This window comes from Micromonospora sp. I033 (assembly GCF_053890995.1).
The window spans coordinates 1-16,041 of sequence record NZ_JBSSLX010000135.1; the positions used below are offsets into that span (position 1 = coordinate 1).

General features: G+C 73.5%; 18 protein-coding genes. 4 read left to right on the forward strand and 14 right to left on the reverse strand.

Going from position 1 to position 16,041, the window contains the following annotated elements; translation table 11 throughout:
- The 12 genes from ACW0Q9_RS20735 to ACW0Q9_RS20790 form a co-directional block, all read right to left on the reverse strand.
- Positions 1-546 (reverse strand): hypothetical protein (locus tag ACW0Q9_RS20735; RefSeq protein ID WP_456183748.1); only part of this gene is annotated, 546 nt, incomplete at its 3' end.
- Positions 547-618: 72 nt separating this feature from the next.
- A complete protein-coding gene (locus ACW0Q9_RS20740) occupies positions 619-1,374 on the reverse strand; it encodes a hypothetical protein (RefSeq protein ID WP_456183750.1) in 756 nt (251 codons plus the stop codon).
- A gap of 102 nt (positions 1,375-1,476) precedes the next feature.
- Positions 1,477-2,490: a hypothetical protein gene (locus ACW0Q9_RS20745; protein WP_456183780.1), complete on the reverse strand. Its 1,014-nt coding sequence runs from the start codon at positions 2,488-2,490 to the stop codon at positions 1,477-1,479.
- 69 nt (positions 2,491-2,559) lie between these two features.
- Positions 2,560-4,128, reverse strand: coding sequence for a polyamine aminopropyltransferase (locus ACW0Q9_RS20750; protein ID WP_456183752.1), 1,569 nt, complete (start codon positions 4,126-4,128; stop codon positions 2,560-2,562).
- Positions 4,125-4,940: a hypothetical protein gene (locus ACW0Q9_RS20755; RefSeq protein ID WP_456183754.1), complete on the reverse strand. Its 816-nt coding sequence runs from the start codon at positions 4,938-4,940 to the stop codon at positions 4,125-4,127. Before ACW0Q9_RS20755 ends, ACW0Q9_RS20750 begins: the two co-directional genes overlap by 4 nt.
- Positions 4,940-5,362 (reverse strand): DUF350 domain-containing protein, encoded by a 423-nt coding sequence (locus tag ACW0Q9_RS20760; RefSeq protein WP_456183756.1) that lies wholly within the window; start codon positions 5,360-5,362, stop codon positions 4,940-4,942. Before ACW0Q9_RS20760 ends, ACW0Q9_RS20755 begins: the two co-directional genes overlap by 1 nt.
- 33 nt (positions 5,363-5,395) lie before the next feature.
- Positions 5,396-5,821, reverse strand: a complete 426-nt coding sequence (locus tag ACW0Q9_RS20765) for a DUF4247 domain-containing protein (protein WP_387111402.1) — start codon at positions 5,819-5,821, stop codon at positions 5,396-5,398.
- Positions 5,818-6,309 (reverse strand): DUF2617 family protein, encoded by a 492-nt coding sequence (locus tag ACW0Q9_RS20770; RefSeq protein ID WP_456183758.1) that lies wholly within the window; start codon positions 6,307-6,309, stop codon positions 5,818-5,820. The genes ACW0Q9_RS20765 and ACW0Q9_RS20770 overlap by 4 nt, the downstream gene beginning before the upstream one ends.
- A gap of 1 nt (position 6,310) precedes the next feature.
- Entirely contained in the window at positions 6,311-6,943 is a 633-nt protein-coding gene (locus tag ACW0Q9_RS20775) for a DUF4178 domain-containing protein (RefSeq protein WP_456183760.1), read from the reverse strand.
- Positions 6,944-7,026: 83 nt separating this feature from the next.
- On the reverse strand, positions 7,027-7,413 hold the full coding sequence (locus ACW0Q9_RS20780; protein ID WP_456183762.1) for a hypothetical protein: 387 nt from the start codon (positions 7,411-7,413) through the stop codon (positions 7,027-7,029).
- Positions 7,414-7,569: 156 nt separating this feature from the next.
- Entirely contained in the window at positions 7,570-10,161 is a 2,592-nt protein-coding gene (gene clpB / locus ACW0Q9_RS20785; RefSeq protein ID WP_456183764.1) for an ATP-dependent chaperone ClpB, read from the reverse strand.
- Positions 10,162-10,246: 85 nt separating this feature from the next.
- Entirely contained in the window at positions 10,247-10,888 is a 642-nt protein-coding gene (locus tag ACW0Q9_RS20790; RefSeq protein ID WP_456183766.1) for a TetR/AcrR family transcriptional regulator, read from the reverse strand.
- 85 nt (positions 10,889-10,973) lie between these two features.
- Here ACW0Q9_RS20790 and ACW0Q9_RS20795 point away from each other — a divergent pair, with 85 nt between their 5' ends.
- Entirely contained in the window at positions 10,974-12,107 is a 1,134-nt protein-coding gene (locus tag ACW0Q9_RS20795) for an epoxide hydrolase family protein (protein WP_456183768.1), read from the forward strand.
- Between the two features lie 89 nt (positions 12,108-12,196).
- Here the strand turns inward: ACW0Q9_RS20795 and ACW0Q9_RS20800 are convergent, their stop codons facing one another.
- Complete coding sequence (locus ACW0Q9_RS20800) at positions 12,197-13,300, reverse strand: hypothetical protein (RefSeq protein ID WP_456183770.1); 1,104 nt, start codon at positions 13,298-13,300, stop codon at positions 12,197-12,199.
- 32 nt (positions 13,301-13,332) lie between these two features.
- On the opposite strand from ACW0Q9_RS20800, the gene ACW0Q9_RS20805 reads away from it, so the two are divergent.
- The 3 genes from ACW0Q9_RS20805 to ACW0Q9_RS20815 all read left to right on the forward strand — a co-directional run bounded on the left by ACW0Q9_RS20805 (position 13,333) and on the right by ACW0Q9_RS20815 (position 15,648).
- A complete protein-coding gene (locus tag ACW0Q9_RS20805) occupies positions 13,333-13,833 on the forward strand; it encodes a cation:proton antiporter regulatory subunit (RefSeq protein WP_456183772.1) in 501 nt (166 codons plus the stop codon).
- A 7-nt stretch (positions 13,834-13,840) separates the two neighbouring features.
- The gene (locus tag ACW0Q9_RS20810) at positions 13,841-15,049 is read left to right on the forward strand and encodes a cation:proton antiporter (RefSeq protein ID WP_456183774.1); all 1,209 of its coding nucleotides are present in this window, start codon (positions 13,841-13,843) and stop codon (positions 15,047-15,049) included.
- Between the two features lie 170 nt (positions 15,050-15,219).
- The gene (locus tag ACW0Q9_RS20815) at positions 15,220-15,648 is read left to right on the forward strand and encodes a hypothetical protein (RefSeq protein WP_456183776.1); all 429 of its coding nucleotides are present in this window, start codon (positions 15,220-15,222) and stop codon (positions 15,646-15,648) included.
- Between the two features lie 161 nt (positions 15,649-15,809).
- Here ACW0Q9_RS20815 and ACW0Q9_RS20820 read toward each other — a convergent pair.
- Positions 15,810-16,041: hypothetical protein (locus ACW0Q9_RS20820; RefSeq protein ID WP_456183778.1), on the reverse strand; the 232-nt coding region annotated here is incomplete at its 5' end.

Consider the following 16,041-nt stretch of genomic DNA (forward strand, 5'->3'; position numbering starts at 1 on the left):
GCCGGCCGTCGGCAGCGTGAGCAGGGCGGCCACCACCAGGTACCCGAGGATCTGCGCCACGGACAGTGTCGCGTTCACCGGGATCCACCAGCCCGGGTAGGCGTCCCCGACCCGGGCCAGCAGGTCGGCGGTGACCCGGTCCTCGGCGCCGAGGCGGAGCGGGGTGGTCCGTTCCCCGACCAGCACCGCCAGGCCGCAGCAGCCGCAGAACAGCCCCAGCCCGGCCACGGCCCAGGTGGTCACCCGGGCGCCGGCGCGGCCGGAGAGCAGGCCGAGGGCGAGCCCGACGAGCAGCAGCGCGACCAGCACGCCGAGCACGGCGGAGAGCACGGTGGAACCGCGCAGCAGCGACGCCACCCCGTCGACCTCGCCGCGGCTGGCGCCGGTGGCCCGCGCCGCCTCCCGGAACCGGTCCACCGTGCCCGCCGTGACCAGCAGGCTGGCGACCGCGTACGCCACGGCGCCCACCGCCATCAGCAGCAGCAGCGCCGCCGCCGAGACCACCGCGCCGGGCCGGCGGGGCGGGACCTGATGGGGGTACGACACGACAGATCCCTCCGGTAGGCGTCGGCTTGCAACCTACTCGGAGGGATCGTCGGCGTCGCTCTTATCCGGACGTCAACTTCCTGATGGCGGCTCGGTGTCCCGGCGCTCGCCGGACTCCGGCGACGGACCGGCCTGGCCCGGCTGACCGGGAGCAGGCTGACCGGGAGCGGGCTGGCCCGGGTAGCCGGGCGTGGCCGGGTAGGACGGGGTCTGCGGGTAGCCCGGCTCCGCCGGGTAGGCGGCACCCGGCACCGGCGGCTCCCACCCCTGCTTCGGCTTGCGGAAGAACTCGTTGGCCTTCGGCAACGCCAGCAGGATCAGGGCGACCAGCAGCGAGACCAGCCCGAGCACGCCGAGCAGCGTGTTCACCGGCCCGAACCAGGACGGCAGGGCGTCCTCGAGGCTGCGCCGGAGCTCCTCGGCGGAGGGACCGTCGCCCCCGGCGTTGCCACCGACGGCCCCGGTGGCGCCGCTGATCAGGCTGCCACCGAGGCAGCAGATGAGAATGCCGCCCAGCACCCAGGTGGTGATCCGGGTGCCGTTGCTGCCCCGGTTGTTGAACAGGCCCAGGACGACCAGGCCCAGCGCGAGAACGAACAGCAGGGCGGCGGTGCCGATGGTGAACGCGGCCACGAACCTGCCGACGTCCTGGGCACCCGTGGTCGTGCCCTCGAACGCCCGCTCGAAGCCCTCCCGCAGCCGGCCGCTCACGGCGATGGTCGCGATCAGACCGATCAGCTGCGTGAGCGCGAAGAGCAGCAACAGATAGAAGGACGCCGCCACCACGCCCGGACGCGCTCGGCCCGGCGCCGGGGAGGAATCGGTCATGACTCTCTCCTTTTCTAGATCAGGCCCACACAGTATCGGCCCCGGCCCATCGATGCCGCGCGCTGAAGGCGCGCCGACGGTGCGGGACCGGGGCGGTCGGGATCAGCGCGGAAAACCCGTCGAGGCGGCCTTCCGCCGCAACCGGCGGTGCTCGGCGGTGACGACGCCGAGCAGCGCGAGGTCGAGCGCGACCGCGAAGACCGCCCCGAACTGGTTGACCGTGAAGTTGAAGATCTGACCGAACAGCAGGTCGACCAGCAGGGCCAGCTTGAACAGGCCGAACGCGTCGGCCCGGTTCCGGCGCAGCAGCCACGCGGCCCGGACGCTGAGCACGGCGGTGATCAGCGCGGCGACCGAGGTGCCGAGCACCGCGCCCCACTCGCGCTGCTGGTCCAGCTCGCCGGTGACCCCGTCGACGGCCACCGCGATCACGGTCCCCACCGGCTCGATCACCAGGTAGACCACCACCGGCCAGACCAGCCAGCGCCGGGCGGCCGCCCAGGCGGCGAGGCGGCGGGCCCGGTCCGCCGCGCGTTGCCAGAACCGGACCGGGGGCGGCTCGCGCCGGGGCACGGCGTCGAGCAGTTGGACCATGGCCGCCTCGGTGGTCGGCCCGGTGCCCTGCACCAAGCGCAGCGCGGCGATCCGCCGCCGGTCGGTGAGCCCGCCGGGCAGCCCGCTGAGCACCAGGTCGAGGGCGTTCGCGGTGCGCTCCGCCGGGGTCAGGCGGGTCCGGCCGGTCCGGCCGCGTACCGCCTGGGTGAGCACCACGAGCAGGGCGAACGCGCCGTAGATGATGCCGGCGGCCGGGGCGTAGAAGTAGTCGGTGCGGGCGGTGACGAACTTGCCCACCTCGTCGATGAAGAGTCCGAAGCCGATCCCGCCGATGATCGCCCCGGCGGTGCGCGGACCGCCGCCGAGGAAGACCAGGGCGACCCCCAGCCCGACCGCCATCAGCAGGCCGCCCCAGAGCACGTGGGCGACGTGCAGCCCACCCCCGCCGAGCTGCGGGAACCCGGTGGCCTGGAGATATGCCCGCAGGGCCAGCACGGTGACCACGCCGGAGAGCACGAACGCCTGGAGGTACGCCGCCGCGTCGAGCGCCCGGGTCGGCACCCGGCGGCGCAGCCAGTCGAGCCCCGGTCTCCACCGGCGGCGGGGCGATCCGGGCGACATGTCCCGAAACTAGTAGCCGCGCCACTCCGCGCGGGCGTACTCCAGCACCCTGGGCTGCAACAGTGTGGAGGCGGGTACGTCGAGCCGGGCCCGGTCGGCGGGGAAGGTGGCCGCCGCGGCGAGCACCGACGGGGTGAGGAAGCGCAGCGGCGGCGCGTCGGCGGGCAGCCCCAGCGCGGGCGGCGTCCCACCCGGCGCGGCGAGCACGAACCCCCAGTCGCCGAAGCTCGGCACGTCCACGTGGTACGGCACGGTGGCGAAGCCGGCCTCCCGGATCGACCGCTCGATCGACCAGTACGACCGGGGCGCGAAGTACGGCGAGCCGGACTGGACCACGAGCCGCCCGCCGGGAGCGAGCACCGGCCGGATCAGCGCGTAGAACTCGACCGTGTAGAGCTTCGCCGTCGCCGTCTCGTCCGGGTCGGGCAGGTCGGCGATCACGACGTCGAAGCGTTCCGTGGCGGTCCGCAGCCAGCCGAACGCGTCGACGTTGAGCACCCGGACCCGGGGGTCGGCCAGCGAGTGGCGGTTGAGCTCCCGCAACTGCGGCTCGGAACGGGCCAGCCGCACCACGGCCGGGTCGAGGTCGACAAGGGTCACCTGGCGGACGTCCGGGTACGCGAGGATCTCCCGCAGCGCCAGCCCGTCCCCGGCGCCGAGCACCAGCACGTTCCCGTGCGGCCCGCGCATCGCCGGGTGGACCAGCGACTCGTGGTAGCGGTACTCGTCGACCGAGCTGAACTGGAGGTCGCCGTTGAGGAACAGCCGCAGGTCGGTGTCGGCGTGGCCGATCTCCCGCACCGACCGGGTCAGCACGATCTCCTGGTAGCGGCTGCGCTCGGCGTGCACCACCGGGTCGCGGTAGAGCTGCTGCCGCGCGGTCACCTCGAAGTCGTGCGCGGTGACCCAGGCGTACCCCAGGCAGAGGGCGACCACGACGGAGCCGGCGCCGAGCGCGACCCGGGCCCGGCGGCCGAGGTCGGCGCGGAAGACCGTGCAGACCAGGGCGAGGCCGGCGACGGCGTTCACCGCGCCCACCACGAGGGCGCCCTTGAGCTGGCCGAAGATCGGCATCAGCAGGAACGGGAAGGCCAGCCCGCCGAGCAGCGCGCCGACGTAGTCGGCGGCGAAGAGGTCGGCCACGGCGCTGCCCGCGGACTGCGCGCGGATCCGTTGCAGCAGCACCATGAGCAGCGGGATCTCCGCGCCGATCAGCAGGCCGAGCACGAACGCGGTGCCGACCAGCGCGGGGCCATAGAGGTCGAGCCAGGCGAACGCGGCGTAGAGGCCGAGCACCGACAGGCCGCCGAGCAGGGCCAGGGTCAGCTCGATCGCGGCGAACGCTGCCGCCGCCCGGGACTGGAACGGCTTCGCGACCAGCGCGCCGACGCCCATCGCGAAGACCATCACGCCGAGCACGATCGACGCCTGGCCGACCGCGTCGCCGATCAAATAGCTGCCGAGCGCGACCAGGGCCAGCTCGTACACCAGGCCGCAGGCCGCGCAGACGAAGACCGCGAGCAGGACCGCCGCGCGGGCCGGGCGCCACCGCGGCCGCGCGGGCGCGTCGACGGTCACGCTTTCTCCCGGGTACGCGACTCCGCCGTCTCCGCCCCGGCGCGCTGCGCGGGCACCACCACCCGACGCTCCCTGCGGCGCTGCACGATTCCCACGGTGACGAAGAGCGCGGCGAGCAGCAGCAGCCCGACGGTGGCGAGCAGGATGCCCCAGCGGTCCCGCAGCAGGTCGCTGCCGGCGTCCGGCAGCGGGGACGGGCTGGCCGCGCCCGGGGTGGGGGTCGCGGCGACCGGCTGGACGACCTTCGCCTCGGCGGCGAGCAGCGGCAGCATGACCGCGGCGCGGGTGACCGCCCAGCCCGGATCGTCGACGAACACCTCGTCGGTGAGCCCGAGCCGGTCCAACCCGCTCTCGATGCGCGAGAGGTCGGCGGAGTCGATGTCCGGGGAACCGGTCACGTCGACCTGGGCGGTGTCGTTGCTCTCGCTGCTCTCGGAGACGTAGCGGATGGTGGCCGTCACCTGCACCCACCGGGGGCAGCTCGGGTTGGCCTCGACCCGCACCCCGTCACCGAGGTTGGAGCCGGCGCTGACGACGTCGTCGCCGTACGCCCAGTAGTCCTCCAGGACCCAGCCGTAGCAGACGCTCTGACTCGTGCTGGCCTGCGCCAGGATCGGCACGGTGTCGCCGCGCTCCTGCGCGGTCGGCGGTGGCACCTTGTCGGAGCCGTCGTCGCCGAACACCGTGCCCCAGCTCGGATAGACGACCAGCCCACCGCAGCAGACGACCAGCAGGACGACGATCCAGACGAGCGCCGCCCTGTTGCCCTTCTTCGGCTCCGGCTTCGTCCCGGGCCGCTTGCCGGCCGGCATCAGCTGATCGCGGCGGCGATGATCGCGCCGGTGGCGAGGTGCACGACGGCGGAGACCCAGACCGCGGGGTGCGGCTCCGGGTCGACCAGGATCTCCCCGAGCCGGCCCGGGGTCGCCATGTCGAGCAGCAGGAACGCCGCCGCCATGATGACCAGCCCGAGGATGCCGTACGCGGCCGCGCCGACCAGGCCGAGCACGAAGTCGTCCGCGCTGGCGGCGATCGCGGCGACCACGATGACGCCCACGCCGGCCAGGTTCGAGGCCAGCAGCAGCGCGGCGTTGCGGTTGCGCTCCGCCCAGATCAGCTCGTGCAGCTTGCCGGGGGTGGTGACGTCGACCAGCACGTAGCCGACGGCCATCAGGGCGACGCCGACCACGCCGTAGGCGAGCGTGACGAGCAGATCGGTGACCAGGGTCTGCACAGGGGACTCCAGGTTTCGTCGGGAGGGGTCAGGTCACTTGCCGGAGCCGGGGCCGCCGCCGCGGACCGTGCTGCCCCGCCCCCAGCCCCAGTGGCTGCCCACCCGGGAGTGGTAGCGGGGGTAGGCGGTGGTCATCCGCTCCAGCAGGATCACCGAACCGGCGGCGAGCGGCAGGATCACCACCGAGTCGTCGTCGTAGCGGAGGTAGACCCCGCTGCCGTCGACGTACTGGTCGGCCGGCTGCCAGGCGTCGGTGATGTCCTTCGACACCTGGCTCGGCGCCCGGTTCGACGTGTACGCGATCGCGTCGGAGCCGAGGTCCCGGCTGGTGGCCCGGGTGTAGCGGTCCTCCACGTAGCCCCGGGGCGAGAAGTTGCCGTAGAAAATGGCGAAGGCGGCGACCACCGCGCCGATGACGGCGAACGCCACGCCCACCACGAACCACCGTCGGTACGTCACAGCCTTACCACCGTCTCGGTCAGGACCAGCTCGTTGGTCTGCGGATACGCGTGCCAGGTGCGCCAGGCCACCGAGCCGTCCGGCGGGTCGGGGCGGACGGCCAGCGCGGTGACCGCGTCCTCGTCGCCGGGAAACACCCCGGCCAGCGCGTACGGGTCGTCGGCCAGTTCGGCGCGGAGCGCGGCGACCCGGGTGCGCAGGCCGTCGCCCGCGGGCCGCAGCACCGTGGCGGTGAACCGGTAGCCGGCGGTCTCGTCGTGCAGGGCGTCCGGCAGGTGCGGCGGACGGCCGGGCAGGCAGGCGACCGTCTCGGTGAGGTCGCCACAGATGACCTGGTGCGAGGCGCCGAGCAGGCGCAGCCGCAGCCGCAACCCGCCGGGCAGCGTCAGCTCGCGCACGTGCAGGGCGGGGCGCTCGGGACCGCCGAGGGCCAGGCTCAGGTCGGCGGCGCGGGTGTCGACGTACGGGGCCTCCAGGGCGACGAGCACCTCAGCCCACCTTCTCCGGGCCGCCCTGCGGGTAGATCATCACCTCGGCGCGGCGCACCTGCTCGCCGAGGTTCACCTCCCAGCCGGCCTCCCCGTACGCCTCGAAGGAGAGCCGGGCCCCGCCGGGCGCCTGGTAGTCGTGGTAGCGCATGGTGCCGCGCGGGTCCAGGCCGGTCCCCTCGGTGGCGGTGTACTTCGCCTGGCCGGACTCGTCCCAGTGGTAGCGGCGGCCGGCGATCTCCAGCGTCGGCGCGCCCGGGGTGACGGTGGCCGACGGTTCGCTGGTCCAGAGCACCAGCTCCAGGTCCGGGTCCGACTCGACGGAGAGCCAGCGCTTCACGCCGCCGGCGTCGTCGAGCAGGTGCTCGGCCCAGCTCCAGCCGCCCTCGACCAGGTGCACCGAGCCGCGCACGGTGTAGGGCACCTGCCGGATCTCCACGATGTCGCCGGGCCTGAGCGCGCGGGGGTCGCCGCGCAGCGCGTCGGCGTCCCGGTCCCGGAACGGGTCGCCGGAGGCGGCCTTCGGGCGTGCCGCCGACCGGGCCCGGCGCAGGGCGATCACGGCGATCACCACGCCGGCCACTCCGACCAGGCACCCCACCGTGGTCACCACGTACGCCAGCGAACCGTTCACGCCCGTCTCCCCCCAAGGTGTATCGGCGGAGACGGTAACAACCCGGCGCACGCCCGCCGAAGGGGCGTTCGCTGAGTGAGCGGTCAGCTACGGTCCGGCCCGGCGAGGCGTTCGGTGGCGTACTCGCGCAGGGTGGCGCGGCCCATGATGCAGCCGCTGAACGTGGTGAACTCGCCGTCGTCGGCGCGCAGCCGCTCCCAGGCGGCCCGGCCCGCCGCCGGGTCGACCGTGTCCAGCAACGTGGCCGCGTACGCCTTCCCGGCCGGTGACGCGTGCTTCAGCAGCCGGTCGACCTTCTTGCGGGCCGCCTCGGGGTGCTCCCGCAGGGCCCGCTCCACGTGCCGGTACGCCTCGGTCGCCGGCAGGAGCTGGCCGGCGATCCCCACCCCGCCGAAGGCGAGCGTGTCCGCCCGGCCGAGTTCCTCGGCGGCCGCATCCAGGTCCCGGTCCCTCTTCCCGATCCCCAACATGCCCTCACTATTGCCCTGGTCGCCCGCCTCCAACGCTGTTGATCAAGAAGTTTGCGTCACCGCCGGCCGGCTCCTTCGACGCAAACCTCCTGATCGCCGAAGGCGGGCCGGCCCGGCCGAGCCCCGTGCGGGGGGGCCGGCCGGGCCGGGGAGGTGTCAGGCGGCGGTTACCGACAGGGCGTCCTTGCTGTCGGCCAGGTCCACCCGCACCGTGTCGCCGTCGCGGATCCGGCCGGCCAGCAGGGCCTTCGCGAGCTGGTCGCCGATCGCCGACTGCACCAGCCGGCGCAGCGGGCGGGCGCCGTAGATCGGGTCGTACCCGTGCTCCGCCAGCCAGGTGCGCGCGGCGTCGGAGATCTCCAGGCCCAGCCGGCGGTCGGCCAGACGGCGCCGCATCCGCATCAGCTGGATGTCGACGATGGCGCGCAGGTCCTCGCCCTGGAGGGCGGCGAACACCACGATGTCGTCGAGGCGGTTGAGGAACTCCGGCTTGAAGTGCGACCGGACCACCGCCAGGACGCCCTCCCGGCGCTGCTCCTCGGCCAGCGTCAGGTCGCTGATCACCGACGACCCCAGGTTCGAGGTGAGGATCAGGATCGCGTTGCGGAAGTCGACCGTGCGACCCTGCCCGTCGGTGAGCCGGCCGTCGTCGAGCACCTGGAGCAGCACGTCGAAGACGTCCGGGTGGGCCTTCTCCACCTCGTCCAGCAGGATCACCGAGTACGGCCGGCGGCGCACCGCCTCGGTGAGCTGGCCGCCCTCCTCGTAGCCGACGTAGCCGGGCGGTGCGCCGACCAGGCGGGCCACCGAGTGCTTCTCGCCGTACTCGCTCATGTCGATGCGGACCATGGCCCGCTCGTCGTCGAAGAGGAACTCGGCGAGCGCCTTGGCCAGCTCGGTCTTGCCGACACCGGTCGGGCCCAGGAAGAGGAAGCTGCCGGTCGGGCGGTCCGGGTCGGCGACGCCGGCCCGGGCGCGGCGGACCGCGTCGGACACCGCGGTGACCGCCTCGGCCTGACCGACCACGCGGGAACCCAGCGACTCCTCCATCCGGAGCAGCTTGGCGGTCTCACCCTCCAGCAGCCGGCCGGCCGGGATGCCGGTCCAGGAGGCGACGACCGCGGCGATGTCGTCCGCGCCGACCTCCTCCTTGAGCATCGCGCCGTCGGCCTGGAGCCGCGCCAGCTCCTCCTCGGCCTGCTTCAGCTCGGTCTGGAGCGCGGGGATCCGGCCGTAGCGCAGCTCGGCGGCGCGCTCCAGCTCGCCGTCGCGCTCGGCCCGCTCGGCCTCGCCGCCGAGCCGCTCCAGCTCCTCCTTGGCGGTGGAGAGCTTGGTGATGTGGCTCTTCTCCAGCTGCCAGCGCTCGGAGAGCGCGGTGAGCTGCTCGCGCTTGTCGGCCAGCTCCTTGCGCAGCCGGGCCAGCCGCTCCGCGGAGGCGGCGTCGGGCTCCTTGGCCAGCGCCATCTCCTCGATCTCCAGCCGGCGTACGGCCCGCTCGATCTCGTCCACCTCGACCGGACGGGAGTCGATCTCCATCCGGAGCCGGGAGGCGGACTCGTCGACCAGGTCGATCGCCTTGTCGGGCAGGAACCGGTCGGTGATGTAGCGGTCGGAGAGGGCGGCGGCGGCCACCAGCGCGGCGTCGGTGATCCGGACGCCGTGGTGCACCTCGTAGCGCTCCTTGAGGCCGCGCAGGATGCCGATGGTGTCCTCGATGGTCGGCTCGCCGACCAGCACCGGCTGGAAACGGCGCTCCAGCGCCGGGTCCTTCTCGATGTGCTCGCGGTACTCGTCCAGCGTGGTGGCGCCGACCATCCGCAGCTCGCCGCGGGCCAGCATCGGCTTGAGCATGTTGCCGGCGTCCATCGAGCCCTCGCCCTTGCCCGCGCCGACCACGGTGTGCAGCTCGTCGAGGAAGGTGATGACCTGGCCGTCGGAGTTCTTGATCTCCTCCAGCACCGACTTCAGCCGCTCCTCGAACTGGCCGCGGTACTGCGCGCCGGCCACCATGGCGCCGAGGTCGAGCGAGACCAGCTTCTTGTCCCGCAGCGACTCCGGCACGTCGCCGGCCACGATCCGCTGGGCCAGGCCCTCGACGATGGCGGTCTTGCCGACGCCCGGCTCACCGATCAGGACCGGGTTGTTCTTGGTCCGCCGGGACAGCACCTGGATCACCCGGCGGATCTCCGAGTCGCGGCCGATGACCGGGTCGATCTTCCCCTCGCGGGCGCTGGCGGTCAGGTCGACGCCGTACTTCGCGAGGGCCTGGTAGGTCTGCTCCGGGTCGGCCGTGGTGACCCGCCGGTCCCCGCCGCGCACGGTCGGGAAGGCGGCCACCAGGTTCTCCTCGGTGGCGCCGGCGTTGTTCAGCGCGACGGAGACGGCGCCACCCACCCGGGCCAGCCCGGCCAGCAGGTGTTCGGTGGACGTGTACTCGTCGCCGAGCGGCCGGGCGATCTGCTCGGCGGCGCCGATGGCGTTGACGAATTCCCGGGCCAGGGTGGGCTCGGCGATGCTGGACCCGCGCGCCGCGGGCAGGGCGTCGACCGAACGCTCGGCGACCCGGCGCAGCTCGCCGGGGTCGGCCCCGACGGCGCGCAGCAGGCCGGCGGCGGTCGAGCCCTCGGTGTCCAGCAGCGACAGCAGCAGGTGCCAGGGCTCCACGGTGGCGTGGCCGCGCTGGTTCGCCAGCGCGACGGCACCGGTGATGGTCTCGCGGCTCTTGGTGGTGAGTCGTTCCGTGTTCATGGGCTCCCCCGGATCGGCGTGTCCACTGGACTGGACACCACCAGAGTTGAGTCTATTCCGCTCAACTCCAGCGGTGTGACCTGGCTCACCCTGAGCGTTGCCAGCGCCAGTCGAACTCCCCTGCCGCCGGCGGCGGCCCGGGCAGCGGCGGCTCGGCCTGAGCGAGGCCGGCCAGCAGCAGCGCCAGGTGGCGGCGGCGCAACTGCCGGGTCCGCTCCGGATCGGGTACGCGGATCGCGGCGCACCCCTCAAGGAGCAACCCGACGTCCTGCACCACCACGTCCGCGCGGAGCCGACCGGCGGCCCTGGCCCGCTCGACCAGCTCCGCGGTGAGCTCACCGGCGCGCACCGCGGCCCGCCCCATCTCCTCGGTCGGGGTGAAGGTGCCGGCGAGGTGCACGGTCAGCGAGTGCACGTCGGCATCGACGACGCGCTCCAGGAACCCGGCGAATGCCCGCCAGCCGTCCGGGTCGGTGGCGGACTCCTCGGCCACCGCGATGTAACGCCGCAGCCCGTCGTGACAGAGCTTGCGGAGCAGGTCCTCCTTGCCGGCGTAGCGGCGGTAGAGCGCGCTGATGCCGACGCCGGCGCGCTCGGCGACGGCGGCGATGGGCGCCTTTGGGTCATCGAGGAAGACGGCGCGGGCGGCCTCCAGGATCATCGCGTCGTTCCGGGCGGCCTGAGCGCGGCGGCCGGGGAGCTGGGGGGCCTGGGTCGGTTCGGGCATGGATCCAGGATAGCAGTGGAACGGATCATTCCGCTCTGATACAGTAAAGCGGAACGAAGCATTCCGTTCTAAAGGAGCAGCAGCCATGCCTGACACCGCCATCCGCCCGTTCCGCGTGGAGATCCCGCAGGCCGCGCTCGACGACCTGGCCGCTCGGCTGCGCCGCACCAACTGGCCCGGGGAACTGCCCGGTGTCGGCGGCGCGTACGGCATGCCGACCGGCCGGGTCCGCGAGCTGGCGCACCACTGGTTGGAGAAGTTCGACTGGCGGGCGGTCGAGGCGCGGCTCAACGCGCATCCGCAGTTCGTCACCGAGATCGACGGCGAGGACATCCACTTCCTGCACGTCCGGTCCCCCCGGCCGGGCGCCGTCCCGCTGCTGCTCACCCACGGCTGGCCCGGCTCGGTGGTCGAATACCTGGACGTGATCGCTCCGCTGACCGAGCCGACCGACCCGGACTCGCCGGCGTTCCACCTGGTCATCCCGTCACTGCCCGGCTTCGGCTTCTCCGGGCCGACCCGCAGCGCCGGCTGGAACCGCCACCGCACCGCCCGCGCGTGGGCGGAGCTGATGGCCCGCCTCGGCTACGACCGCTACGGTGCCGTCGGCAACGACGCCGGTTCAATGATCTCGCCCGAACTGGGCCGCCTCGACCCGGAGCACGTGCTCGGCGTGCACGTCACCCAGCTCTTCTCGTTCCCGTCCGGCGACCCGGCCGAATTCGCCGGGCTCACCGAGGCCGACCAGGCCGCGCTCAAGCACCTCCAGTGGTTCTACGAGAACAAGTTCTCCTTCAACCAGGTCCACAGCCAGCAGCCGCAGACCCTGGCGTTCGCGCTGGCCGACTCACCGGTCGGGCTGCTCGCCTGGAACGCGCAGCTCTTCGACGAGAGCTTGGACGCCGACTTCATCCTGGCCAACGTGGCGATCTACTGGTTCACCGGCACGGCCGCCTCGTCGATGCGGTTCTACTGGGAGGACGCGCACGCCGAGCACCCGACCGGGCCGACGACCACGCCGACCGCGCTGGCGATGTTCCCCGGCGACTTCCAGTCGATCCGCCGCTTCGCCGAGCGGGACCACGGCAACATCGTGCGGTGGACGGCGTACGGGGCCGATGTCGACGGGCGCGGCGACGTCGGCGGGCACTACGCGGCCCACCAGGCGACCGACGTGCTGGTCGGCGACATCCGTGAGTTCTTCGGCTCGCTCGGCTGAGCATCCGCCGCGCACGTGCCCGGCCGGAGACCGCTCCCGGCCGGGCACGGCGCACCGGCCGCCACCATCAGGCCCTCGCCGTCCGGGCGTCAACCGCCCTCCAACACCACCCTCACCCACCGCCGGTTCGCCGTCCAGCCCGTGCCGAGGACCACATCGCCCGGGCCCTGGGCGGCGATCGTGCCGTCGCCGAGCACCGTGAGGTGGTGCTCGGCGGTGAGCGGCCAGTCGACCCGGTAGTAGCGACCCCCGGCCACCACGCCCACCCCGTCCGGGCCGGTCACCGCCACCAGCTCGGCCCCTAGCGGAGCCACCGAGCGCGCCTGCGCCGGATGCCCGACCGCGCGGACCAGGGCCCACTCCCGGCCGGCCACCAGCCGCCAGAGCGCCGGGAAGCCGGTCCGGTCCGGGCGCTCCCCGACCAGCCACGGCCCGCCGTCCGGCGCGATCACCACACGCAGCACTCCGATCTCGTCGCCCCGCCAGGACAGCGGCGTCGTCGCCCAGTGCCGGCCCGCGTCCCGGGACACCGCGGCGTAGGGCCGGCCGTCGCGGGCGCCGGCCGCCACCACCAGGTCGCCGGAGTGGCCCACCGTGTTCAGCCCGGGTACGGCCGGCTGGGCGGGCAACGGGCGCAGGGCGCGGCCGTCCCACTCGGCCACCGCACCGAGCGCCTCGGCCACCTGGAAGCGACCCCGGGCCGCCACCAGCACGGCCGGCTCCGCGCCGGTGGTGTGGACGAAGGTGGTCCCGCCGTCGGTCGAGGTGTACCAGCCGTACGGCTCGGCGAGCAGCACGAGTGCCCCCGGCACCGCGTAGAGCTGCTGGTCCACCGCCACCGGGCGGGGATGCCGCAGGGCCCGCCAGGTCCGGCCGCCGTCCACGGTGGCGTGCAGCAGGGCGGTGCAGCCGCGGCCGGGCGACGCGCCGTCGCAGGCGGCGAAGAGTGCGTACCCGTGCTCGGCGTCGACGAACTCGACGAACGGGCGGGCGTACCGTCGGTCGACGGCGACCCGGACGTGGCGTACCTCGTCGAAGCCGACGGCCCGCGACGGCGCCGGCGCGGTCGGCGCCGGCCGCGGGGACGCGGACGACCGGTCGGGCGGGGTCCGGCGCACGTCCCCGATCGAGCAGGCGGCGAGGGCCGGCACCAGCAGCAGACCGACCGCCGGGAGCACATTCCGACCGATCATGGGCCCCTCTTCCGCACGGTAGCCTTGCGCGGGTGCGAGTACGTGTCGAACAGACTGCCCTACCCGGGATCGGTGTGCGTCACGATCTGACGACGGAATCCGGTCGCCGGCTCGGCGTGGTCTCCCACCGCAATGGCCGCCGCGACCTGGTCCTCTACGACCCGGACGATCCCGACTCCTGCCAGGCCGACATACCGCTGACCGACGACGAGGCGGAGGCGCTGGCCGACATCCTCGGCGCGTCGCTGATGCTCGGCCAGCTCGCCGGGCTGCGCGAGCAGGCCGCCGGGCTGCTCACCGAGCAGATCGCCATCCCGGCCGGCTCCCGGTACGTCAACAAGCGGCTCGGTGACACCCAGGCACGGACCCGCACCAGCGCCTCCATCGTGGCGGTGCTGCGTCAGGGCGAGGTGATCGTCTCGCCGGATCCCACCTTCCGGTTCGCGGCCGGTGACGTGGTGGTCGTGGTCGGCACCCGGCAAGGGCTCGACGGGGTGACCGCGATTCTCGCCGAAGCCGACCCGGACGGCTGAGGCGCGGATGCACGAAACCACCACGCTGCTCGTCGAGGTCGGCGCGCTGCTGCTCCTGCTCGGCCTGCTCGGCCGGCTCAGCCGTCGCTTCGGTGTCTCGCCCATCCCCCTCTACCTGCTCGCCGGACTCGCCTTCGGCCACGGCGGCCTGCTGCCGCTCAACGCCAGCGAGGAGTTCTTCGCCGTCGGCGCGGAGATCGGCGTCATCCTGCTGCTCGTCATGCTCGGCCTCGAATACAGCGCCAACGAGCTGGTGGGCAACCTCCGCTCGGCCGCGCCGGCCGGCCTGATCGACGCGGTGCTCAACGCGCTGCCCGGCTTCGCCTTCGCCCTGCTGCTCGGCTGGGGCTGGGTGGCCGCCGTGGTGCTCGCCGGCGTCACCTGGGTCTCCTCGTCCGGCGTGATCGCCAAGGTGCTCGGCGACCTGGGCCGGATCGGTAACCGGGAGACCCCGGTGATCCTCTCCGTCCTGGTGATCGAGGACCTGGCGATGGCCCTCTACCTGCCGCTGGTCACCGCGCTGCTCGCCGGGGTCGGCCTGGTCAAGGGCGGCATCGCGCTCGCCGTCGCGGTGCTCACCGTGGTCCTCGTGCTGGCGGTCGCGATCCGGTACGGCCACGTGATCTCCGCCGCGCTCTCCGCGAAGGACCCGGAGGCGCTCCTGCTCGGGGTGCTCGGCCTGACCCTGCTGGTCGCCGGGATCGCGGCCAAGCTCCAGGTCTCCGCCGCGGTCGGCGCGTTCCTGGTCGGCATCGCGCTGTCCGGGCCGGTGGCGCACCACGCCACCCAGCTGCTCTCGCCGCTGCGTGATCTCTTCGCCGCGGTCTTCTTCGTCTTCTTCGGCCTGGTCACCGACCCGCTGGACATGCCGCCGGTGCTGCTGCCGGCGCTGCTGCTGGCCGTGGTGACCATGGGGACGAAGCTGGCCACCGGCTGGCTGGCCGCCCGCCGGGCCGGGATCGCCGAGCCCGGTCGCTGGCGCGCCGGCTTCGCGCTCACCCCGCGTGGCGAGTTCTCCATCGTCATCGCCGGCCTGGCCGTCGCCGCCGCCTACCCGGTCGAGCCCCGGCTGGCGGCGCTCGCCACCGCGTACGTGCTGATCACCGTGGTGACCGGCCCGATGTTGGCCCGCCTGCCCGACCTGCCCTGGTTCAAGCGGTGGCTGCGCCGGCGCAGCGCCGCCCGGCCGCCGGTGCCGGTGGGAGTGGCCGACTGACCTCGGCCGGGCCGGGTCGACCGTACGGTGGACCCGGCCCGGCCAACGGTTGTCGAATTGATTCCGGGAAGGTCTACCGCCGCCCCGCGAAACCGGGTTAACGTGTCGCCCCAGCAGCCAGGGTCCGCGGGTGGCCGGTGCCCCCCGCCAGCGCAGCGGAAGGTCGGCCGGTGAGCGTGCAGGAAGAGACGTTTCACGGCTTCGCCAACCCTGTCGACCCCTCGCCCGCCGAGCTGCGGTCGTGGGCCTACCAGCCGGACTCCGTCCCGCTGACCTCGATGCCCCCGGACTGGGACCTGCTGGTCGCCGGCGACCACCTGGTGCAGACGCTCTTCGAGCTGGCCATGGACCCGGCCTGTCCGGCCCGGCGGTTCGCGCTGCACTGCCTCTACATCTACGCCGCCGACGGCATCCGGACGAACTTCCGGGCCCACCCGAAGCGCCGCTTCCGCAAGCTCGTCGAGCAGGCCGAGCGGGCCGGCGACGAGCTGATGCGGAACTGGGCGCACAACAGCCGGGTGCTGCTCGCCCGGCCGGACCTCTTCGTCTACCGGGACTGGTGCGAGGGGGGCCTGGTGCGGGAAAACCGGCGGCTCTAGTCCTTCGCTCTTCTCCGCGCGGGCTTCGTCCCGGGCCGCACGTCATGACGGCGAACGGGCCGGGACCCCCAGCCGGCATCACCGCGTCCCGGGCCGCACGTCATGACGGCGAACGGGCCGGGACCCCCCGTGGGTCCCGGCCCGCACGTCGGCGGATCGCTTCAGCCGGTCGATCCGCCCTGCTTCCTGCGTCGCTCGTCGTCCCTGGCCCGGTCGACGCCGTGGTCCACCTGGTCGAGGAAGCGCCCTTCCTTGACCTTGTCGGTGAAGCCGCCCTTGGTGACCCGGTCGAATCGCTCCCGGACGTTCTCGGCCACCTGCTCCAGCCGTTCCTCCGCCCGTTCCGCCACCGTCTTCGCCGATTCCGCCATGGCTCCCCCTGCCAGTCCGGAG

What these genes read in the sequence shown, in the direction of transcription:
- ACW0Q9_RS20780 (WP_456183762.1), bottom strand. Translation starts at nt 7,413, where the DNA reads ATGTTGGGGATCGGGAAGAGGGACCGGGACCTGGATGCGGCCGCCGAG.
- ACW0Q9_RS20740 (WP_456183750.1), bottom strand. Translation starts at nt 1,374, where the DNA reads ATGACCGATTCCTCCCCGGCGCCGGGCCGAGCGCGTCCGGGCGTGGTG.
- clpB (WP_456183764.1), bottom strand. Translation starts at nt 10,161, where the DNA reads ATGAACACGGAACGACTCACCACCAAGAGCCGCGAGACCATCACCGGT.
- ACW0Q9_RS20810 (WP_456183774.1), top strand. Translation starts at nt 13,841, where the DNA reads ATGCACGAAACCACCACGCTGCTCGTCGAGGTCGGCGCGCTGCTGCTC.
- ACW0Q9_RS20800 (WP_456183770.1), bottom strand. Translation starts at nt 13,300, where the DNA reads ATGATCGGTCGGAATGTGCTCCCGGCGGTCGGTCTGCTGCTGGTGCCG.
- ACW0Q9_RS20755 (WP_456183754.1), bottom strand. Translation starts at nt 4,940, where the DNA reads ATGCCGGCCGGCAAGCGGCCCGGGACGAAGCCGGAGCCGAAGAAGGGC.
- ACW0Q9_RS20790 (WP_456183766.1), bottom strand. Translation starts at nt 10,888, where the DNA reads ATGCCCGAACCGACCCAGGCCCCCCAGCTCCCCGGCCGCCGCGCTCAG.
- ACW0Q9_RS20795 (WP_456183768.1), top strand. Translation starts at nt 10,974, where the DNA reads ATGCCTGACACCGCCATCCGCCCGTTCCGCGTGGAGATCCCGCAGGCC.